Genomic DNA, 17,849 nt, shown 5'->3' with positions numbered 1-17,849 from the left:
AGGCCGGCAGCGAGATTGCCCGAAGCGGGCGTTTGATCAGTGCGGTGCCGCGGTGGGCGTCGTCGGCTCGGATGCGGCCACGGCAGCACGGGCGGCGGCCTCGTCGGCCTCGTCCCACTCGATCGGATCAGGCATGCGCACCAGCGCCACCTTCAGCACGTCCATCACGTTCGAGACCGGGATGAGTTCCAGACCGTTCTTCACGTTGTCCGGAATATCCCGCAGATCCTTCACATTGTCGGACGGGATCAGCACCGTCGTGATGCCGCCCCTGAGCGCTGCGAGGAGCTTCTCCTTCAGCCCGCCGATCGGCAGCACGTTGCCGCGCAGCGTCACCTCGCCGGTCATCGCCACGTCGCGGCGCACCGGGATCTGGGTCAGTACCGAGACGATCGACGTGACCATCGCGATACCAGCCGAGGGGCCGTCCTTGGGCGTAGCGCCTTCGGGCACGTGGACGTGGATGTCCGCGGTCTCGAACATCGGCGGCTTGAGGCCCAGGTCCGGCGCTTTCGAGCGCACATAGGACGAGGCCGCGTCGATCGACTCCTTCATCACGTCGCCGAGCTTGCCGGTCGTCTTCATCCGGCCCTTGCCCGGCAGCTTCAGCGCCTCGATGGACAGCAGGTCGCCGCCCACCTCGGTCCAGGCCAGACCGGTGGTGACACCCACCTGATCCTCGTCCTCGGCGAGGCCATACTTGAACCGGCGCACTCCGAGATACTCCTCGAGGTTCTCGGGCGTGACCACGACCTTCTGCGAGTTGCCCTTGACGATTTCCGTCACCGCCTTGCGGCAGAGCTTGGCAATCTCGCGCTCCAGGTTCCGCACCCCGGCTTCGCGGGTGTAGTAGCGGATGATGTCGCGCAGGCCTTCGGCCGTGAGTTCGAACTCGCCCTTCTTGAGGCCGTGCCCCTTTTCCTGCTTCTCGAGCAGGTGCTGGCGCGCGATCTCGGCCTTCTCGTCCTCAGTGTAGCCGGAGATCGAGATGATCTCCATCCGGTCGAGGAGCGGCCGCGGCATGCTGTAGCTGTTGGCCGTGGTGAGGAACATCACGTTCGAGAGGTCGTATTCCACCTCGAGATAGTGATCCATGAAGGTCGAGTTCTGCTCTGGATCGAGCACCTCGAGCATGGCGCTTGCCGGGTCGCCGCGGAAGTCCTGGCCCATCTTGTCGATCTCGTCGAGCAGGATCAGCGGGTTGGTCGTCTTGGCCTTCTTCATCGACTGGATGATCTTGCCGGGCATCGAGCCGATATAAGTCCGCCGGTGACCGCGGATCTCCGCCTCGTCCCGGACACCGCCGAGCGAAATGCGGATGAACTCGCGCCCCGTCGCCTTGGCGACCGACTTCCCAAGCGAGGTCTTGCCGACGCCTGGAGGTCCGACGAGGCAGAGGATCGGCCCCTTCAACTTGGCCGAACGCGACTGCACCGCGAGGAACTCGACGATGCGTTCCTTCACCTTCTCGAGACCGTAATGGTCCGCATCCAGCACGCTCTGGGCCGCGTTCAGATCCTTCTTGATGCGGCTGCGCTTGCCCCACGGGATCGACAGCATCCAGTCGAGGTAGTTGCGCACCACGGTGGCCTCGGCGGACATGGGCGACATGTTCCGCAGCTTCTTGAGCTCGGCCATCGCCTTGTCACGGGCTTCCTTGGTGAACTTGGTCTTCTCGATCCGCTCCTCGAACTCGGAGGCGTCGTCCTGGCCTTCGCCATCGCCCGAGCCAAGCTCGCGCTGGATCGCCTTCATCTGTTCATTGAGGTAGTATTCGCGCTGGGTGCGCTCCATCTGGTTCTTGACGCGGCTCTTGATCTTCTTCTCGACCTTGAGCACGGACATCTCGCCCTGCATCAGACCGTAGATCGTCTCGAGCCGCTCACCCACGTCGAATTCCTCGAGAAGCGCCTGCTTCTCCTCGAGCTTCGCGCCCAGGTGACCCGCAACCGTATCCGCGAGTTTTGCCGGCGGCATGTCCTCGGTGATCGCCGAAACGGCCTCGTCGGGAATGTTACGGTTGAGCTTCGCATAGCGCTCGAACTCATCGCCCACGGCACGCGCCAGGGCCTCGACCGCCGCCGGATCGACCTCGGTCTCCTCGATCACCTCGGCGTTGGCCTCGAAGTAGTCCTCGTTTTCGAGAAATTCCTCGATCCCAACGCGGCTCTTGCCCTCGACCAGGACCTTCACCGTTCCGTCGGGCAGTTTCAGTAGCTGAAGCACATTCGCCAGCACACCAACCCTGTAGATGCCTTCGGCCGTGGGTTCGTCCTCGGACGGATCCTTCTGGCTTGCGAGCAGTATCTGCTTGTCGTCCTTCATGACCGCTTCGAGCGCGCGGACGGATTTCTCGCGGCCCACGAAAAGCGGGACGATCATATGCGGAAAGACCACGATGTCGCGCAACGGGAGAACCGGATGGGTCGGACTGCTCAGTTCGTTCATGTATGTCGTCCTTTTCTTGGCAAGGCACTCGCGCCCCGCTTCCGCGGCAACGCGACACCTCCACTTGGGTGACAAATGGCGCGCCCATCGCTGCGTTTCAAGCAAATGACATTCTGCGCCTACGGTTCGGCGGCTGCAAGAGAAGCATTCCACCAAGGTAACCCGGATCCGAACCCGATCCGGACGTGCTCCGCCCTGCCTTGCTCCGCGGGGATGTCGGATTTACCTAAATTGTCGAATATAAAGAAACACATGGATCTGCGATTGGTGATGCCACCAAGTGTTGTAGGGAGAGAAAGCATGATGCAAGTATCCGAACTTGCGAGTTCAGAAAATTGTTTCCCATTCCTGGAATGTATTTCAGGAGATTTCACAAGCTAATCGACGCAGAGATGGTTTGATCTGTTGCTGTTTTGCCCAAAGCCGCAACTCCATTCGTTTCGTGGCGGGGGCCACGCAAACGATCAAGAACAGCAAGCGGCGCGTGCATGAGACCGCCGCTCTGTTAAACTCGCGCGGCGAATCCCGCTGTTCAGCTTGTGATGGTGTGTCTTGAAGAAACGCAGTTTTGTGGTCGTCGGCCTCGGGACCTTCGGCACGATGGTGGCGAGCGAGCTTTGCCGCTACGGGAACCCGGTCCTGGTGATCGATATCGACGAAAAGCGGGTCAGCCCCTTCGCGGAGACCGCACGCGAGGCCATCATCGCGGATGGCCGGGAGGAAGCAGCGCTGCGCGAGGCAGGCGTGGGCGACTATGACGTGGCGGTCGTGGGCATCGGCGAGGATCTGGAGGCCAATATCCTCTGCACCATGAACGTGAAGATGCTCGGTGTGAAGACGATCTGGGCCAAGGCCTCCAACCGAACCCATCACCGCATCCTCGCCAAGCTCGATATCGACCGCATCATCCTGCCCGAACAGGAAACCGGACGCCATGTGGCGCAAATGCTCAACTTCCCCCTGATGCGTGATTTCATCAACATGGGCAATGGGTTCAGCCTGATAAACCTGATGGTTCCAGACGTTCTGACAGGCAAGACGGTCAGCGAGCTTCCCATGCACGTGGATGAGAACCTGAGGGTGCTCGGCGCGATGCGCGGCACGGCCCATATCGACTGCACCGATGGTACGGCGCGTCTCGAGAAGGGCGACAGGCTGTTCGTTCTGGGGCGACGCGCGGGTCTGGAGAAGTTCATCGGCTCGCTGCCCGGCGGTCGCTGAGCCATGGGCCGCTGGCGTCTGCCGCCCCCTCTCGTACTGATCCTGCTCTACTGCGCGCTGATCGTGATCGGCACGCTGGCATTCAAGCTGCCCATTGCCACGACCGCTCCCATCACCTGGTCGGACGCGGCCTTCACGGCCACCTCGGCCATCACCGTGACGGGGTTGGGCGTCGTTGATACCGGCAGCACTTTTACCCTGTTCGGTCAGGCAGTTCTGCTGGTTCTGATACAGTGTGGCGGGCTCGGGATCATGACCTTTGCCATCCTGATCCTGTCGATGCTGGGCCTGCACATCGGCATTTCCCACCGCCATTTCCTGCGCGAGGATCTCAACCAGACCTCGATCCACGGGCTCCTCGACCTGGTGCGCATCATCTTCCGCTTCGTGCTCATCTGCCAGGCGGTGGGAGCGCTCCTGCTCTGCCTGGTTTTCGTGCCCGAATTCGGGCTGGGTCGCGGGCTCTGGATGAGCCTCTTTCACGCGGTTTCGGCCTTCAACAACGCAGGATTCGCGCTCTTTCCGGATTCGCTTTCGGCCTGGGTCGGCCATCCGGTGATCAACATCGTGATCCCCGCTCTCTTCATCGTTGGCGGGATCGGTGCCACGGTGGTGATGGATCTGCGCGCCAAGCGGCGCTGGCACCAGCTTTCGCTCCACACGAAGCTGATGCTGATCGGCACCGCCATCCTGCTCACGGTTCCGACCTTCGCCATCGCCGCGATGGAATGGACCAATCCCGCGACGCTCGGCGCGCTTGAAAGCCCCTGGACGCGGTTTGTCGCGAGCTGGTTTCAGGCAGCAACCGCGCGGACGGCGGGTTTCAACACGATCGACATCGGCGGTTTTACCAATGGATCCAGTCTGATGTACATGGTTCTGATGGTGGTGGGGGCCGGTTCGACCTCCACGGGGGGCGGCATCAAGGTCACGACCTTCATCGTGTTGCTGCTCGCGACGAAGGCGTTCTTTCAGCGCCGTACGGCGGTGGACATCTTCGGTCGGCGTCTCGGCTCGGCGGAGATCATGAAGGTTCTGGCGCTTTCGATGGTGAGCGTGCTGACGCTCTTCACGGCGCTCTTCATCCTGATCCTGTTCCACGAGGGGGAGTTCCTCGACCTGATGTTCGAGACGGCTTCGGCCTTTGGCACGGTGGGAGTTTCGCGCGGGACCACCGGCGATCTCGACACGGCCGGGCGCGTGGTGATCATGTGCGTGATGTTCGTGGGGCGGGTCGGCCCCCTGACGCTCGGGTTCATCCTCGCCATGGGACCGAAAAGGCGGATCGCCTACCCGGCGGGAACGGTGCATCTGGGGTGAGGGTTAACGGCTGGTTAATCGCGCCGAACCGCGGTCTGTAAGTGATTGAAAAGCGGTGATTTCGGCATTTCGAGAGCCGAAAAATCCAATGCAGCTTTCATGCATATTCCATGCAGATTTCATGCATATGATTGCCGGGCGTCACGAACTGCGGCGGATTGCTGCTCAAAGGGTCATGGACATCTCGTGCCACGCCATTCCGCCATGGATTGATGCGGACGGGCGCAGATAGACATAGCCGAATTTCTCGTAGAGCGGGACGTGATGCGGCTTGCACATGAGGTGGATCGTGGCCTTGCCCATGGCCCGCATCCGCGCGATGAACTCGACCATGAGCGCCCGCGACAGGCCCTTCCCCTGGTGGGCGGGATCGACGACCACGGACATGATGACGATGTTCCTCGCCTCCGGGTCATGCACCACGAAGTCCTTTATCGCATCGTCGGACATCTCGACCTCATGCGTGCAACCGCTGTTGATGAAGCCCGCCACCTCGCCCTCGATCTCGACGATCAGGAACCCCTGGGGGTAGTCGAGGATGCGCCTCTCGATCCTTTCGCGGGTCGCGGCCTCGTCGCCTTCATAGGCCGCCACTTCGATCTCGAAGCAGCGATCGAGGTCCGTGGGCCGGGCGGTTCGGAAGTGGTGCATGATGCTGGGCGAGCCCCTTTGCCGGATGTGTTGGACTGCCTTGAAGGTGCCGATTGCGTCGCTGGCTTCAACAGGAGAATGCCCTCGGGGAAATCTGCTGTGGCAAACGTGTGTGCATGTCAGGTTGGCGGGGGAATTGCGGATTGCGAGACCCGCCATTGGTGCTGGGAGAGAATGGCACGGAACAAGCCGGAGGCGCCGTGCCTGCGACGGCCCGTCCGGACGGGCTGGCGCATCGTCGAGGCCGGGGCATCGTTTTGAACTAGGCAGTATTGTAACCATAAACCGCGTCGAACAGGCGGTGGTGCGCCACCCCCCGGCCCGCCGCTGGCCCGCACGTGTTCCGACACGGACAAAAATGGCCGATTGCTGTCGTTGGCGAGACCCGCCATTGGTGCCGGGAGAGAATGGCACGGAACAAGCCGGAGGCGCCGTGCCTGCGACGGCCCGGCCGGACGGGCTGGCGCATCGTCGAGGCCGGGCCATCGTTTTGAACTACGCAGTATTGTAACCATAAACCGCGTCGAACAGCCGGTCGTGCGCCAACCCCCGGCCCGCCGCTGGCATGGCGAGCGTAACGAAGCGGACAGGAGACCTCATCTCGCATTACACTCATCGGGTCCTGTCGAATCGGCTGAACCCCGATACGCTGTAGCCGGAGAAGGTGCCGTGCCCCGTGGGGCGGTGCGACAGAGACGGAGCAAGCCTCGTGAACAGCCATGAGAAGACGGTGTCCTTTACCCGGATGAAGGACGGGACCAGGGAAGATTACCAGCTCCTGGCGGAGCTTGAGAAACCCTTCCTGGCCCTGACCGCAGACCGGGTGCTCGCGGAACTGGCGCGTGCGGGCGAGGACACGCTGGACGGCTACAAGATCACCCGGCTCCAGCACGGGCTGCAATCCGCCACGCGCGCGGAGAAAGATGGTGCCGATCTGGACTGGATCGTGGGGGCGCTTCTCCATGATATCGGCGACGGTTTGGCGCCCCAGAACCATGACCGGATGTCGGCGGAGGTGATCCGTCCCTTCGTCCGGTGGGATGTGGCCTGGGTGGTCGAGCATCACGGCATATTCCAGACCCTCTACTACGGGCGGCATTACGGGTGGGACGAGAATGCACGCGACCGGTTTCGCGATCATCCCTGTTTCGAGTCCTGCGCTCAGTTCTGCGAATTGTGGGATCAATCGTCCTTCGACCCGGACTACGAGATGCAGACGCTCGATCACTTCGCGCCGATGGTAAAGGAGGTGTTCGGTCGCAAGGCGTACGACCCCGCCGTGATCCGCGAGGGCCATGTCTCGCCGCTGACCCGCGGGTAATGTTCCGTTTGGTGGAAAGCCATCGCCGCTCGATCGCTCCCTCCTAGAGCGGTTCGAGATCCCCGCCGCGATAGCCCGCGTGGAAGCTCTCCGAGAAGCTCTCCAGCGTGTCCGACGAGATCGCCGCGCGCAGGCCCGCCATCAGCTCCTGGTAGTAGTGGAGGTTGTGCCAGGTGAGCAGCATCGAGGCGATGATCTCGCCCGACTTGAAGACATGGTGCAGGTAGGCGCGGGAATAGCCCGTGCAGGCCGGACAGCTGCAGTCCGGATCGAGGGGGCGCGGATCCTCGGCGTGGCGGGCGTTCTTGATGTTGACCGGCCCGCGCCGGGTGAGCGCCTGGCCCGTGCGCCCCGAGCGGCTCGGCAACACGCAGTCGAACATGTCGACGCCGCGCATCACCGCGCCGACGATGTCGTCGGGCTTGCCCACGCCCATGAGGTAGCGGGGCCTGTCCTCGGGCAGGAAACCGGGGGCGTAGTCGAGCACGCCGAACATCGCCTCCTGCCCCTCGCCCACGGCCAGCCCACCGATGGCGTAGCCCTCGAAGCCGATGGCCTTGAGGGCCTCCGCGCTTTCCTCGCGCAGGTCGCGCGTGACGCCGCCCTGCATGATGCCGAAGAGCGCGTGGCCGGGGCGGTCACCGAACGCTTCGCGCGAGCGCTCGGCCCACCGCATGGAGAGCCGCATGGAGGCCGCCACCTGTTCCTCGGTCGCGGGGAGCGCGGGGCATTCGTCGAAGGCCATGACGATGTCGGAGCCCAGAAGCCGCTGGATCTCCATGCTGGTCTCGGGGCTGAGGTAATGCTTCGAGCCGTCCACATGGCTGCGGAAGGTCACGCCCTTCTCGGTGAGCTTGCGCAGGTCCGCGAGGCTCATCACCTGGAAGCCACCGGAATCGGTGAGGATCGGGCGGTCCCAGTTCATGAAGCGGTGCAACCCGCCCAAGCGCGCCACCCGCTCGGCGCCGGGGCGCAGCATGAGGTGGTAGGTGTTGCCCAAGAGGATGTCGGCCCCGGTGGCGCGGACGCTTTCGGGCAACATGGCCTTCACGGTCGCGGCGGTGCCCACCGGCATGAAGGCCGGCGTGCGGATCTCGCCGCGAGGCGTCGAAATCACGCCGCGGCGCGCCCGGCCCGAGCGGGCCTCGATCTGAAAAGCGAATCTCGTCATGGCGCTCCTTTACGCGCTCGGGGGCGGCTCGACAAACCATCACGAATGTGTCGCGCTTCTGTCACTTAAATGCGATCAAAGGAAACCCCGCATATCAACGAGGGAATGCAGTAAATGAAATCGCTTCTCACCTCCGTCGCGTTGGCCGCTCTTGGTGCGCCTGCGCTTGCCGCCAATGTCGAGCTTGGCCCCCGCCCCGGTTTTCTCATCGACCAGATGGAAGACGGCGACCTGAAGGACACGCTGGCGCAATGCGCAGACATGGACTTCCAGCCCTCGGCCTGGTCGATCGGCCATCGCGGCGCGCCGATGCAGTTCCCCGAGCATACGGTCGAATCCTACAAGGCCGCGGCGCGAATGGGCGCGGGCGTGCTGGAGTGCGATGTCGCCTTCACCGCCGACAAGGAACTCGTCTGCCGCCACGCGCAGGACGATCTCGCCACCACCACGAACATTCTCGCCACCGATCTCGGCCAGAAGTGCACCGCCGGCTTCACGCCTGCCTCCGGTGACACGCCCGCCGGTGCCGATTGCCGCACCTCGGACCTGACGCTCGAGGAGTTCAAGAGCCTCGAGGGCAAGATGGACGCGGGCGACGACACCGCGACCGATATCGAGAGCTTCATGGACGCAACTGCCGGTTGGCGCACGGATCTCTATTCCGCGCAGGGCGGCACGCTGATGACCCATGCGGAATCGATCGCGCTCTTCAAGGAACTGGGCACGAAGTTCACGCCCGAGTTGAAGTCCCCCGCCGTCGAGATGCCGTTCGACGGGTTCAGCCAGGAAGACTACGCCCAGAAGCTGATCGACGAATACAAGGCCGCGGGTGTTCCGGCCGAGGACGTGTTCCCGCAGTCTTTCAATCTCGCGGACGTGCTCTACTGGATCGAGGCCGAGCCGGAATATGGCGCGCAGGCGGTCTATCTCGTGGAATGGCCTTCGGAAGGCGAATTCGACGAGCAGGACCCGGCGACCTGGTCGGAGAATTTTGAGGAGCTGAAGGCGCAGGGCGTGAACTATCTGGCCCCGTCCATGAATATGCTCGTGACCAATGCGGACGGCACCATCGCGGCCAGCGAATATGCCAAGGCCGCCAAGGCCGCCGGGCTGAACCTGATCTCCTGGACGCTGGAGCGCTCGGGCCCGCTCACCACGGGCGGCGGCTGGTACTACACTCCGCTCAACGACATGATCACCTCCGACGGCCAGATGTTCGAGCTTGTGGACGTTCTGGCGCAGGATGTGGGTGTCGTCGGGCTCTTCTCCGACTGGCCGGCCACGACGACCTACTACGCGAACTGCATGGGTCTGAACTGAGCCCGGCGATCTGGTGACGAACTCTCCGCCCCCTCCTTTACGGGGGCGGCCTCAATTCCTATAGTAGTGCTCAGGAATTTTGGGAGTATGCCAGATGAGTGTCGAGCCCGACAGCCCGATGGAGGGAACCCCTCTCATCAAGCCGTCTTCGGTGGACCATGAACTCCACGAGGCGGTGGTTGATGCGTGCCGGAGTGTCTACGACCCGGAAATTCCGGTCAACATCTTCGATCTCGGCCTGATCTACACGATCGAGATTTCGGACGAGAACGACGTGAAGATCATCATGACGCTGACCGCGCCGGGCTGCCCCGTGGCGGGAGAGATGCCGGGCTGGGTCGTGGATGCGATCTCCGTGGTTCCGGGCGTGCGCCATGTGGACGTGGATCTCGTCTGGGAACCGCAATGGGGCATGGACATGATGTCCGACGAGGCACGGCTCGAACTCGGCTTCATGTAGACCTTGCGGTTGATCGCAGTGCGGGTAATTTGCACTGCAACAGAAGCGGAACCGCGAACACATGCAGGATCTGACCATCGCGACGGGCGATATTGTCGCCTCGTCCCGGCTTGGTGCCGACGAACTCGACGAAGTCATGTCAACGCTGAGGGAGGCCAGCCGCCTCGTGTGGCGCTGGAGGATTCGCACACAGCCGCCCGAATTCGTTCGGTTTCGGGGTGATGGCTGGCAGGCTGTCCTGCCGGAGCCGGAGGTGGCCCTGCGCGCGGCATTGTTTTTTCGCGCCCGCGTGCGCTGTCTCGGGCCGGACCGGGACACGCGGGTCTCGATCGGGATCGGATCGGGGATGATCCGGGGCGGTGCATTGGGAGCGTCAGCCGGTCCCGCCTTCGAGGTCTCTGGGCGCGGTCTCGACGCCATGCCGCGCACGGCGCGTTTCGCGATCGATCATGCCGACCCGCCGAAAGGGGCCCCGGCGCGCGAGAGGGCGCTTGTTCAGGCGATGTTCGGGCTGGCCGATGAAATCTCGCGGCGCTGGACGGTGAAGCAGGCGCAGGTGTTTTCCCGCATGCTTGCCCCCGATGCCGGACCGCAGAAGGGCGCAGCCGAGGCGCTCGGCGTCAGCCAGCAGATGATCGCAAAGCATCTGCGCACCGGGGGTGATTGGGCCATTCAGCAAGCGATGCAGACACTCGAAGCGGGTTTGGCCTTGGAATGACAACCCTTAAAAGTTGTTTTCTCGATTACAACCTTGAACGCGCTGCGTTGACTGCACCCTGCGGGACGGCCGGATGATCGAAACCGTCATCGCCCTGACCCTTGGACATCTGCTCGCGGATTTCGTGTTCCAGACCAGGTGGATGGTGGAGAACAAGCGCCGGATCGGCGCACTTTCCGTCCATGTCGCCATCGTTGCCGCCGCGACCTGGGCCTGTCTCGGCCTTGCGCCCGTGCCCCTCGTGATCGGCCTGATTGCCGGGAGCCATGCGCTGCTCGACGCGCTCAAGGCGCGGCTGGGCGGGCCTGGAGTGACATCCTTCCTGGTCGATCAGGCGGCCCATGCCGTCATGATCGGCCTAGCCGCGACACTCCAGCCCGAGGCCTTCACCGCCGGGCTCTGGGCCAATCCGGCCCTTGCGCCCATCGCACCCGCCCTGCCCGTGGGAATGGCCCTTGCCGCGGGCCTCATAGCTTCGGTCTTCGCGGGGGGCTATGCGGTCAAGGAACTGATGACGAGCGTCGAGATCGAGGAGGCCGAGCAACGCCTCGACATGCCCAAGGGCGGGCTCTTCATCGGGCGGCTCGAACGGCTGCTGATCTACATGATCACGCTGGCAGGCCATGTGGATGCGATCGGCTTTCTCATTGCCGCGAAATCCGTGTTGCGCTTCAACGAGCTCTCACGAGAAAAGGACCGGAAGGTCAGCGAATATGTCATCATCGGCACGCTGGCCAGTTTTGCCTGGGGACTCGCGGCCTCGCAGGCAACGGTCGCGGCGCTGGACCTCCTGCGTGCGCCGCCCCCCGCCCCTTGAGAAAGACGCCCATCTCGCCTAGATTATCTGCCAACAAGGCTCAGAGATTGGACGGACATGTTCGGCATTCCCGGAAAGCCCCCCATCAGCATGACGGCGGCCGCAGAGGCCCAGATCGCGCGGCTGATGGCGCGTGGCGACAAGAAGGGCCTGCGCATCGGCGTGAAGAAAGGCGGATGTGCGGGCATGGAATACACGATGGATTATGTGGACGCGATCGATCCGCATGACGAGGTCGTGGAACAGAACGATGCGCGGGTGCTGATCGCGCCCATGGCGCAGATGTTCCTGTTCGGCACGGAGATCGACTATGAAACCGGGCTGATCGAATCCGGCTTCAAGTTCAACAACCCCAATGTGACCGAATCCTGCGGTTGCGGCGAATCGATCAAGTTCTCGGACATGTGACTTGGCCGTTTCGGCGGAGACGAAAGCCTACATCCTCGAGTTGTTCGAGGGTGTGGGCGACGTGACCGCCCGCGCGATGATGGGCGGGCTCGCGATCTATTCCCGCGGCCAGATCTTCGCGCTTTATGCCGGCTCCGACGAGGGGCTCTTCCTCAAGGCGAGCGGATCGTTTGCCGAAGCCCTCAAAGCCGAGGGCGCGCACCAGTTCACCTATACGGGCAAGAAGGGCAAACCCGCGCGCATGGGCTACTGGTCCCTGCCCGAAACCGCACTCGACGATCCCGAGGAGGCCTGTGAATGGGCCAGACGGGCGCTCCGGGCGGTTGATCCCGACTTTTCCTGATCCCGCGCCTCTGCTAGCAAGTCCCGAACATAAATAGGGAGCTGGATGGATGTCGCCACGCACACTCGTTGCCGGAAACTGGAAAATGAATGGTCTCAAGGCCTCCTCGGCGATGCTCGAGGAACTCGCGGCCAGCCATCCCTCGCCCGGTTGCGACGTGCTGATCTGTCCGCCCGCGACGCTGATCGCGACACTCGCGGGTGGCCCGGTTCCCATCGGCGGGCAGGATTGCCATGCCAAGGTCTCGGGTGCGCACACCGGCGACATTTCCGCCGAGATGCTGGTGGATGCCGGCGCCACGGCGGTGATCCTGGGCCATTCCGAGCGTCGGGCTGACCATGGCGAAACCGATATCATGGTGGCCGAAAAGACGGCCGCTGCCTGGCGCGCGGGCCTGCTGGCGATTGTCTGCGTGGGCGAGACGGAAGCCGAGCGCGACAGTGGCGCCACGCTGGACCGGATCGGCAGCCAGCTTGTGGGCTCGATCCCGGACGGTGCGACGGCCGAAACCCTCGTGGTGGCCTACGAACCGGTCTGGGCCATCGGAACCGGCCGCACGCCTTCCTTGAAGGAAATCGAGGAAGTGCATGATTTCATGCGCAATAACCTCGAAGAGCGGTTTGGCGCGGAGATTGCCGACGGCATTCGCCTGCTCTATGGCGGTTCGGTGAAACCGGGCAATGCGCAGGAGATCTTCGCCATCGGCGACGTGAACGGCGCGCTGGTCGGTGGCGCCTCGCTGAAGGCCGAGGATTTTGGGGGGATCATCTCCGCGGCCGGCTGATCGCGGGCCGAGACCACGAAAAAGCGCTCCGCCCGGAAAGCGAGCGGAGCGGCCAAGCACTCAGGCCGGTCGGCACACGTAGTGGTTGGTGATCACCCTCTTGATGATCGGGTGGAATTCCTCGATCCGCCAGCCGCACTCCCCGATGATCGTTTCGAGGAAATCCTTCCGGTAGGATGCCTTGAAAAGCGGCTTTTCGGGAACGAGATCGACAAAATCCTCTTCCTGTTCGGTGCTCACGAATGTCGAGAAGATCAGCACGGCATCGTCTGCGGCATGTGCCCGCAGTTTCTTCAGCACATCGCGCGCATCATCCGGGACCATATGCGTGATCACGGAAAACATGGTCAGGATATCGAAATCGCGGCGACGGACGGGAAAGTCATCGACCTCGTCCATGCGGACGCCATCCTTGTTGTACTTTTCGTTATGGAAATCAACGGCCTTGAAGCGATACTTCGCGTTCCCCGACAAGGCATTTCGCATGTATCTGATCATGGGCTTGTAGACGTCGAGGCCGACATAGAGCTTCTGCGGGGAGCCGCGTTCGTAGAGTGCCTGCGCCACCTTCACGCCGCAGCCCATGTCCAGCATCTTCGCGCCTTCGACCGGCTTTCTCTGACCAATGAGATCGAGAAGCTGCAGGCCGGATTTCACTGACATTGCCTCGTCGTGTCCGAGTTGGCCCCGCCGGAACTTCCGGGGCACGTGGAGCGCGACTGTGGGTTTTTCCTCGTCGAGAAGCATTGTCAGTTCCCTCGTGTGCGATAAGCGCGTTGCGGCCAGATTTTCCTCGCCGCAATGGCCCCGAAATTCTGGACCAGCGACCGGGCGCCAATCGTAGAACGGCAAGAGTTCGCGATCAACTCGCCGTTTTGTAGGGAAACGTCCCGCCCCCGGGAAACAGGGCGGGATGCGCGGTTGGAACTTATCCGACCTTGCGGTCTTCCTGCGCGCCACCGTGGCTTCGCGCGTAATGTGCTGCCAGCCGTTCGAGCGCGATCTTGAGCACGACCTTGCCCGAGCGCGCGGACCAGCCAAGACGCTTCTCTGCGGCTTCGAGACCTTCAAGGAAACAGCAGACACGGAAAACGATGTCCGAAAGCCCCGGCCCGAGCGCCTCGAGCGCCTTGCCGACCCGATCCCGTGCGCCGGTGGGCCCTTCGGCCGGCCCGCTTTCGGCGTTGAAGGCCCCCCGGTCGCCGCCCGCGGTCAGAAACCGATCCCAGTTCTGCGCGACCCGCGGCCCCATCTGGGCGAGTTCGAAATCCTCGCGCAGGCGCTCGCCCGCCTCGATCAACTCCGGTGAGAGATAGGGCTTGCCGTCCTTGCCCTGCTTGCGGCCAAGAACGGAGAGCGGGCTTTCAGCGAGGTTGTAGCGGATCCGCTTCTCGCCGGACCCATCGGAAGCGGCGACCACGCGCTCGGCGAACTCGCGATGCTGATCCTGGAACGGGCTCTGGACTTCGGCGAACCCGGTGGCCTTCGCGGCCTTGGCCTGGCGCTCCTCCGTGAGCAGACGCTTCAGCGCCGCGCGGCCCACGGTGGTAATCGTATAACATGCAATCTTTCCAGAACGATCGCAGGAGATCCACTCCTGCAACGCGAAGGCGTGGGCTACATCCCGATCAACCACGGCGATGCGGTTCTGCCGCCCCGGAACGACCTCGCGCAGGACGACGGCCTTTTCCATGTTGGGGGCAACCGCAAGAAACGCACCCTTTTCGCACAGCCGACGAAGAATGCGCCGTGCTTCCCGTTCGATACGCGGATCCGGGCGGTCGCAAGAGGACGTGGCCGTATTGGGCATGGGCGAAACCTCGTTTTCTACAGTATTGTAAGGGCTTGGGGAGCTGAGCTTGCGGCTGAGTTTATCCAGTGCTTCATCGACGAGCGGATCGTCGCGCCAGGCTTCCACCTTGCGGACCTGGCGCAGGATCGTCGATGCATGGCATCCCTTCTTTCTGGCGAGGCCACGGATCGATTGCCCTGCGGACGTATGCACGAGATAGGTGACCGCCGGTTCCGGTAGCCAGTCCGGAAGCCGGGAGCGGACGCCTTCCGGGTCGATTTCTGAAGCGTCTATGGGATGGGTTCCTTGCACAACAAGCCCTGCTTTTCTGCACATTTTTCGCAAAACTCGTCTTAAAGTTGATTCCTCAAAGAAACCTTAAACATCATTAACTTGCTGATTTAACATCAATTTAACTCTGAGCCCGCGCGCGCAACAATCACAAGTAGAGCAACACGTCGAAAATCTCGGCCATCCTCACCGTCACAAAACCGAAACGAGGACAGCATGACCGACACGACTTCCCTTCTCTCCGCTCTCCGCCGCCCCCGTATTCTCATCCGTGCGGCCCGCGCCGGCGTGGCCGAGTATCGGCGCGAGAGGGACCTCAAGCGCTTCATAAAGAACCCGAAATCGGTTTCGTCCGAGGCTGCGTTCAACACGCTTCTCGGCGAGGAAATGCGAATCGAGATGATCCGGGCGCGCGGGGATGCGACCTATTCGGTGCAGCGTCACGTGGCCGTTCTCACCGCGCTGATCGCGGAGGCCCGTCACCAGCCTGCGCTGCGCGGTGCGCCGGAAGCCAAATCCTGTTTTTCCATCGCGGCCTGACCCCGAAAACGGGGATCGGCCAGTTTCGGCCGACCCGCTAGCGTGAAGTTTTCATTAACCTATTGCTTCTTGGGACGGTTTGCGGTCAATTCCGCGCCGTGACAGGAAGAATGATCATAGCCTCTAACCGCACCGCGAGCCCTGGGGAACCCAAGGTCGGCGGGCTCGCGGTCGCCATCTGGGAGGCACTCCGCGAACGCGGCGGCGGTGTCTGGTTCGGATGGTCCGGGGAAACCTTGGAGCGCGAGACGCGAGGCGTCCGGCTCTTTGCAGAAGACAACGTGGATTTCGCGCTCGCGGACCTCACGGAAGCCGAATACGAGGGCTACTACCTCGGGTATGCGAACCGCGCGCTTTGGCCGGTCTTCCACTACCGGGTGGATCTCGCCCATTTCGACGACCACGAGTTCGCGATGTACGAGGAGGTGAACCGCCGTTTCGGCCGCCTGCTGGCGCAGTTCACCCGAACCGACGACACGGTCTGGATCCACGATTACCATTTCCTCCTCATGGGCCAGGAAATGCGGCAATCCGGGTGGGAAGGCCCAATGGGGTTCTTCCTCCATATCCCGTTCCCGGCACCGGAGATCTTCACCTCCCTCCCGCAGCACAATCGCATCGCGCGCGCCCTCTGCGCCTTCGACCTGATCGGGTTCCAGACGGATCGCGACCGGGCAAATTTCGAGCGGTATCTGCGCGAGATCGGGCGGGCGACCTTCCTCGACGATGGCCGTATCCGCGCCTTCGACCATGTCTTCCGCACCAAGGCCTATCCGATCGGGATCGACGCGGACGAGATTCTCGGCCTTGCGGAGGGCGAGGAAGGCACCGCGGCGGCTTCGCGGCTCGGGCGGATCATCGACCAGCGCGCGCTGGTGCTCGGCGTCGACCGCATGGACTATTCCAAGGGCTTGCCGAATCGCATGGAGGCCTTCGGCCGCATGCTCGACGATCACGAGCACACACGCGGTCGGGTCAGCTTCCTGCAGATCGCGCCGCCCTCGCGCTCCGACGTGGATGCCTACCAGGATCTGCGGGCGGAACTCGACCAGCTTTCGGGGCGGATCAACGGCGACTACGGCGATCTCGACTGGGTGCCGATTCGCTATCTCGCCCGTGGCTACCCGCGCGAGATGCTCGCGGGGCTTTACCGCCTGTCACGGGTGGGTCTGGTGACGCCGCTCTATGACGGCATGAACCTCGTCGCGAAGGAATTCGTCGCGGCGCAGAACCCCGAAGATCCGGGCGTTCTCGTGCTTTCGGAGTTCGCAGGGGCCGCGGAACAGCTCGACGGTGCCATTCTGGTCAATCCTCACGACATATCCGCCACGGCGGATGCGATCTACCAGGGCATCAACATGCCGCTCGACGAGCGAATCGAACGCTGGAAATCCATGGACAGCGGTGTGCGCGACCGCAGCATTGCCTGGTGGCGCAAGAGTTTCCTGGAGGATCTCGAAAAGATCCCCGAAGAGGTCAAGTAACGCCTATGCCCCTCGACCCTCTCGATACGCTTTCGCTGACGCGGAACGATTCGCTGTTTCTCGATCTCGACGGAACCATGGCGGAAATCGGCCCCGACCCCGACGCGATCGGCATCGACGCCGAAACCACCGGCGCCCTCCGGGTTCTGGCGGAAAAGCTCGACGGTGCGATGGTGTTCCTCAGTGGCCGCGACGTGCGCGATCTAGCAAGCCGGACCCCCGATTTTGCCTGGCGCGCCGGGGGGCATGGGCTGGAGATCGTCGCGCCTGGCGCGGAGGTGCCCGAGCGGCCCGGTCCGCTGCCCGACGAGGTTCTTGCACCGCTGCGGGCAATCGAAGAGGTAGATGGCGTCTGGCTCGAACTCAAGGGGCCGGTGGCCGCCCTGCACTACCGCGCCGCACCGGATCGGGGGGATGCCTGTATTGCAGCGGCCGAACGGGCGGCCGGACTGGGCACGGACCTGGTGTTTCAGCCCGGCAAGATGGTGGTCGAAGTGAAGCCGGCCCATGCCCACAAGGGTGTTGCCCTGCGCACGATCAGCGGGAAACCGGAATTTGCGGGACGGCGCGCCATCATGGCCGGTGACGATACCACCGATGAGGATGCGATTCGCGTCGCGCGCGAGCTTGGCGGTCTGGGCATCAAGGTGGGTGACGGCGAAACCGCCGCGACCTATCATGCCCCCGACCCTGCCGCGTTCCGAGCCTGGCTGCGGCGCGAGGCCGAGCGCCTGGCCTAGACCAAAACCACGGTTCGGAG

General features: G+C 63.2%; 18 protein-coding genes. 13 read left to right on the top strand and 5 right to left on the bottom strand.

All coding sequences use genetic code 11. From position 1 onward, the window contains the following. Positions 1-36: 36 nt before the first annotated feature. Entirely contained in the window at positions 37-2,448 is a 2,412-nt protein-coding gene (gene lon, locus ACP15W_RS02265; protein WP_424931201.1) for an endopeptidase La, read from the bottom strand. Positions 2,449-3,000: 552 nt separating this feature from the next. On the opposite strand from lon, the gene ACP15W_RS02260 reads away from it, so the two are divergent. Both ACP15W_RS02260 and ACP15W_RS02255 read left to right on the top strand, forming a co-directional pair. After that, on the top strand, positions 3,001-3,669 hold the full coding sequence (locus ACP15W_RS02260) for a potassium channel family protein (RefSeq protein WP_424931200.1): 669 nt from the start codon (positions 3,001-3,003) through the stop codon (positions 3,667-3,669). 3 nt (positions 3,670-3,672) lie between these two features. After that, a complete protein-coding gene (locus ACP15W_RS02255) occupies positions 3,673-4,989 on the top strand; it encodes a TrkH family potassium uptake protein (protein ID WP_424931199.1) in 1,317 nt (438 codons plus the stop codon). Positions 4,990-5,154: 165 nt separating this feature from the next. Here the strand turns inward: ACP15W_RS02255 and ACP15W_RS02250 are convergent, their stop codons facing one another. Beyond that, complete coding sequence (locus tag ACP15W_RS02250; RefSeq protein WP_424931198.1) at positions 5,155-5,640, bottom strand: GNAT family N-acetyltransferase; 486 nt, start codon at positions 5,638-5,640, stop codon at positions 5,155-5,157. A 745-nt stretch (positions 5,641-6,385) separates the two neighbouring features. On the opposite strand from ACP15W_RS02250, the gene ACP15W_RS02245 reads away from it, so the two are divergent. Then, positions 6,386-6,961, top strand: a complete 576-nt coding sequence (locus tag ACP15W_RS02245) for an HD domain-containing protein (protein WP_424931600.1) — start codon at positions 6,386-6,388, stop codon at positions 6,959-6,961. A 43-nt stretch (positions 6,962-7,004) separates the two neighbouring features. Here ACP15W_RS02245 and tgt read toward each other — a convergent pair whose 3' ends face one another. After that, complete coding sequence (gene tgt / locus ACP15W_RS02240; protein WP_424931197.1) at positions 7,005-8,132, bottom strand: tRNA guanosine(34) transglycosylase Tgt; 1,128 nt, start codon at positions 8,130-8,132, stop codon at positions 7,005-7,007. 114 nt (positions 8,133-8,246) lie between these two features. Between tgt and ACP15W_RS02235 the strand changes: the two genes are divergently transcribed. From ACP15W_RS02235 to tpiA, 7 genes are all read left to right on the top strand, one after another. After that, positions 8,247-9,452, top strand: a complete 1,206-nt coding sequence (locus ACP15W_RS02235; RefSeq protein WP_424931196.1) for a glycerophosphodiester phosphodiesterase family protein — start codon at positions 8,247-8,249, stop codon at positions 9,450-9,452. Between the two features lie 94 nt (positions 9,453-9,546). Next, positions 9,547-9,912 (top strand): SUF system Fe-S cluster assembly protein, encoded by a 366-nt coding sequence (locus ACP15W_RS02230; RefSeq protein ID WP_424931195.1) that lies wholly within the window; start codon positions 9,547-9,549, stop codon positions 9,910-9,912. 61 nt (positions 9,913-9,973) lie between these two features. Continuing rightward, entirely contained in the window at positions 9,974-10,630 is a 657-nt protein-coding gene (locus ACP15W_RS02225) for a hypothetical protein (protein ID WP_424931194.1), read from the top strand. 73 nt (positions 10,631-10,703) lie between these two features. Next, on the top strand, positions 10,704-11,447 hold the full coding sequence (locus ACP15W_RS02220; RefSeq protein WP_424931193.1) for a DUF3307 domain-containing protein: 744 nt from the start codon (positions 10,704-10,706) through the stop codon (positions 11,445-11,447). A gap of 57 nt (positions 11,448-11,504) precedes the next feature. Continuing rightward, the gene (locus ACP15W_RS02215) at positions 11,505-11,855 is read left to right on the top strand and encodes a HesB/IscA family protein (protein WP_424931192.1); all 351 of its coding nucleotides are present in this window, start codon (positions 11,505-11,507) and stop codon (positions 11,853-11,855) included. 1 nt (position 11,856) lies between these two features. Further along, positions 11,857-12,198 (top strand): TfoX/Sxy family protein, encoded by a 342-nt coding sequence (locus ACP15W_RS02210; RefSeq protein ID WP_424931191.1) that lies wholly within the window; start codon positions 11,857-11,859, stop codon positions 12,196-12,198. Between the two features lie 49 nt (positions 12,199-12,247). Continuing rightward, complete coding sequence (gene tpiA, locus ACP15W_RS02205; RefSeq protein ID WP_424931190.1) at positions 12,248-12,982, top strand: triose-phosphate isomerase; 735 nt, start codon at positions 12,248-12,250, stop codon at positions 12,980-12,982. 60 nt (positions 12,983-13,042) lie between these two features. Here tpiA and ACP15W_RS02200 read toward each other — a convergent pair whose 3' ends face one another. Beyond that, the gene (locus ACP15W_RS02200) at positions 13,043-13,729 is read right to left on the bottom strand and encodes a class I SAM-dependent methyltransferase (RefSeq protein ID WP_424931189.1); all 687 of its coding nucleotides are present in this window, start codon (positions 13,727-13,729) and stop codon (positions 13,043-13,045) included. Positions 13,730-13,910: 181 nt separating this feature from the next. Continuing rightward, positions 13,911-15,110: a DUF6456 domain-containing protein gene (locus ACP15W_RS02195; RefSeq protein WP_424931188.1), complete on the bottom strand. Its 1,200-nt coding sequence runs from the start codon at positions 15,108-15,110 to the stop codon at positions 13,911-13,913. A 171-nt stretch (positions 15,111-15,281) separates the two neighbouring features. Here ACP15W_RS02195 and ACP15W_RS02190 point away from each other — a divergent pair, with 171 nt between their 5' ends. From ACP15W_RS02190 to otsB, 3 genes are all read left to right on the top strand, one after another. Next, complete coding sequence (locus tag ACP15W_RS02190; protein WP_424931187.1) at positions 15,282-15,605, top strand: DUF6477 family protein; 324 nt, start codon at positions 15,282-15,284, stop codon at positions 15,603-15,605. Between the two features lie 110 nt (positions 15,606-15,715). Next, positions 15,716-17,089: an alpha,alpha-trehalose-phosphate synthase (UDP-forming) gene (locus ACP15W_RS02185; RefSeq protein WP_424931186.1), complete on the top strand. Its 1,374-nt coding sequence runs from the start codon at positions 15,716-15,718 to the stop codon at positions 17,087-17,089. 5 nt (positions 17,090-17,094) lie between these two features. After that, on the top strand, positions 17,095-17,829 hold the full coding sequence (gene otsB / locus ACP15W_RS02180) for a trehalose-phosphatase (RefSeq protein WP_424931185.1): 735 nt from the start codon (positions 17,095-17,097) through the stop codon (positions 17,827-17,829). Positions 17,830-17,849 lie beyond the last annotated feature (20 nt).

It is taken from the genome of Amaricoccus macauensis, from assembly GCF_049800915.1.
Classification (GTDB): Bacteria; Pseudomonadota; Alphaproteobacteria; order Rhodobacterales; family Rhodobacteraceae; genus Amaricoccus; species Amaricoccus macauensis_A.
Note: the sequence above shows the minus strand (reverse complement) of the source record. Positions and strands in the feature narration are given on the sequence as shown.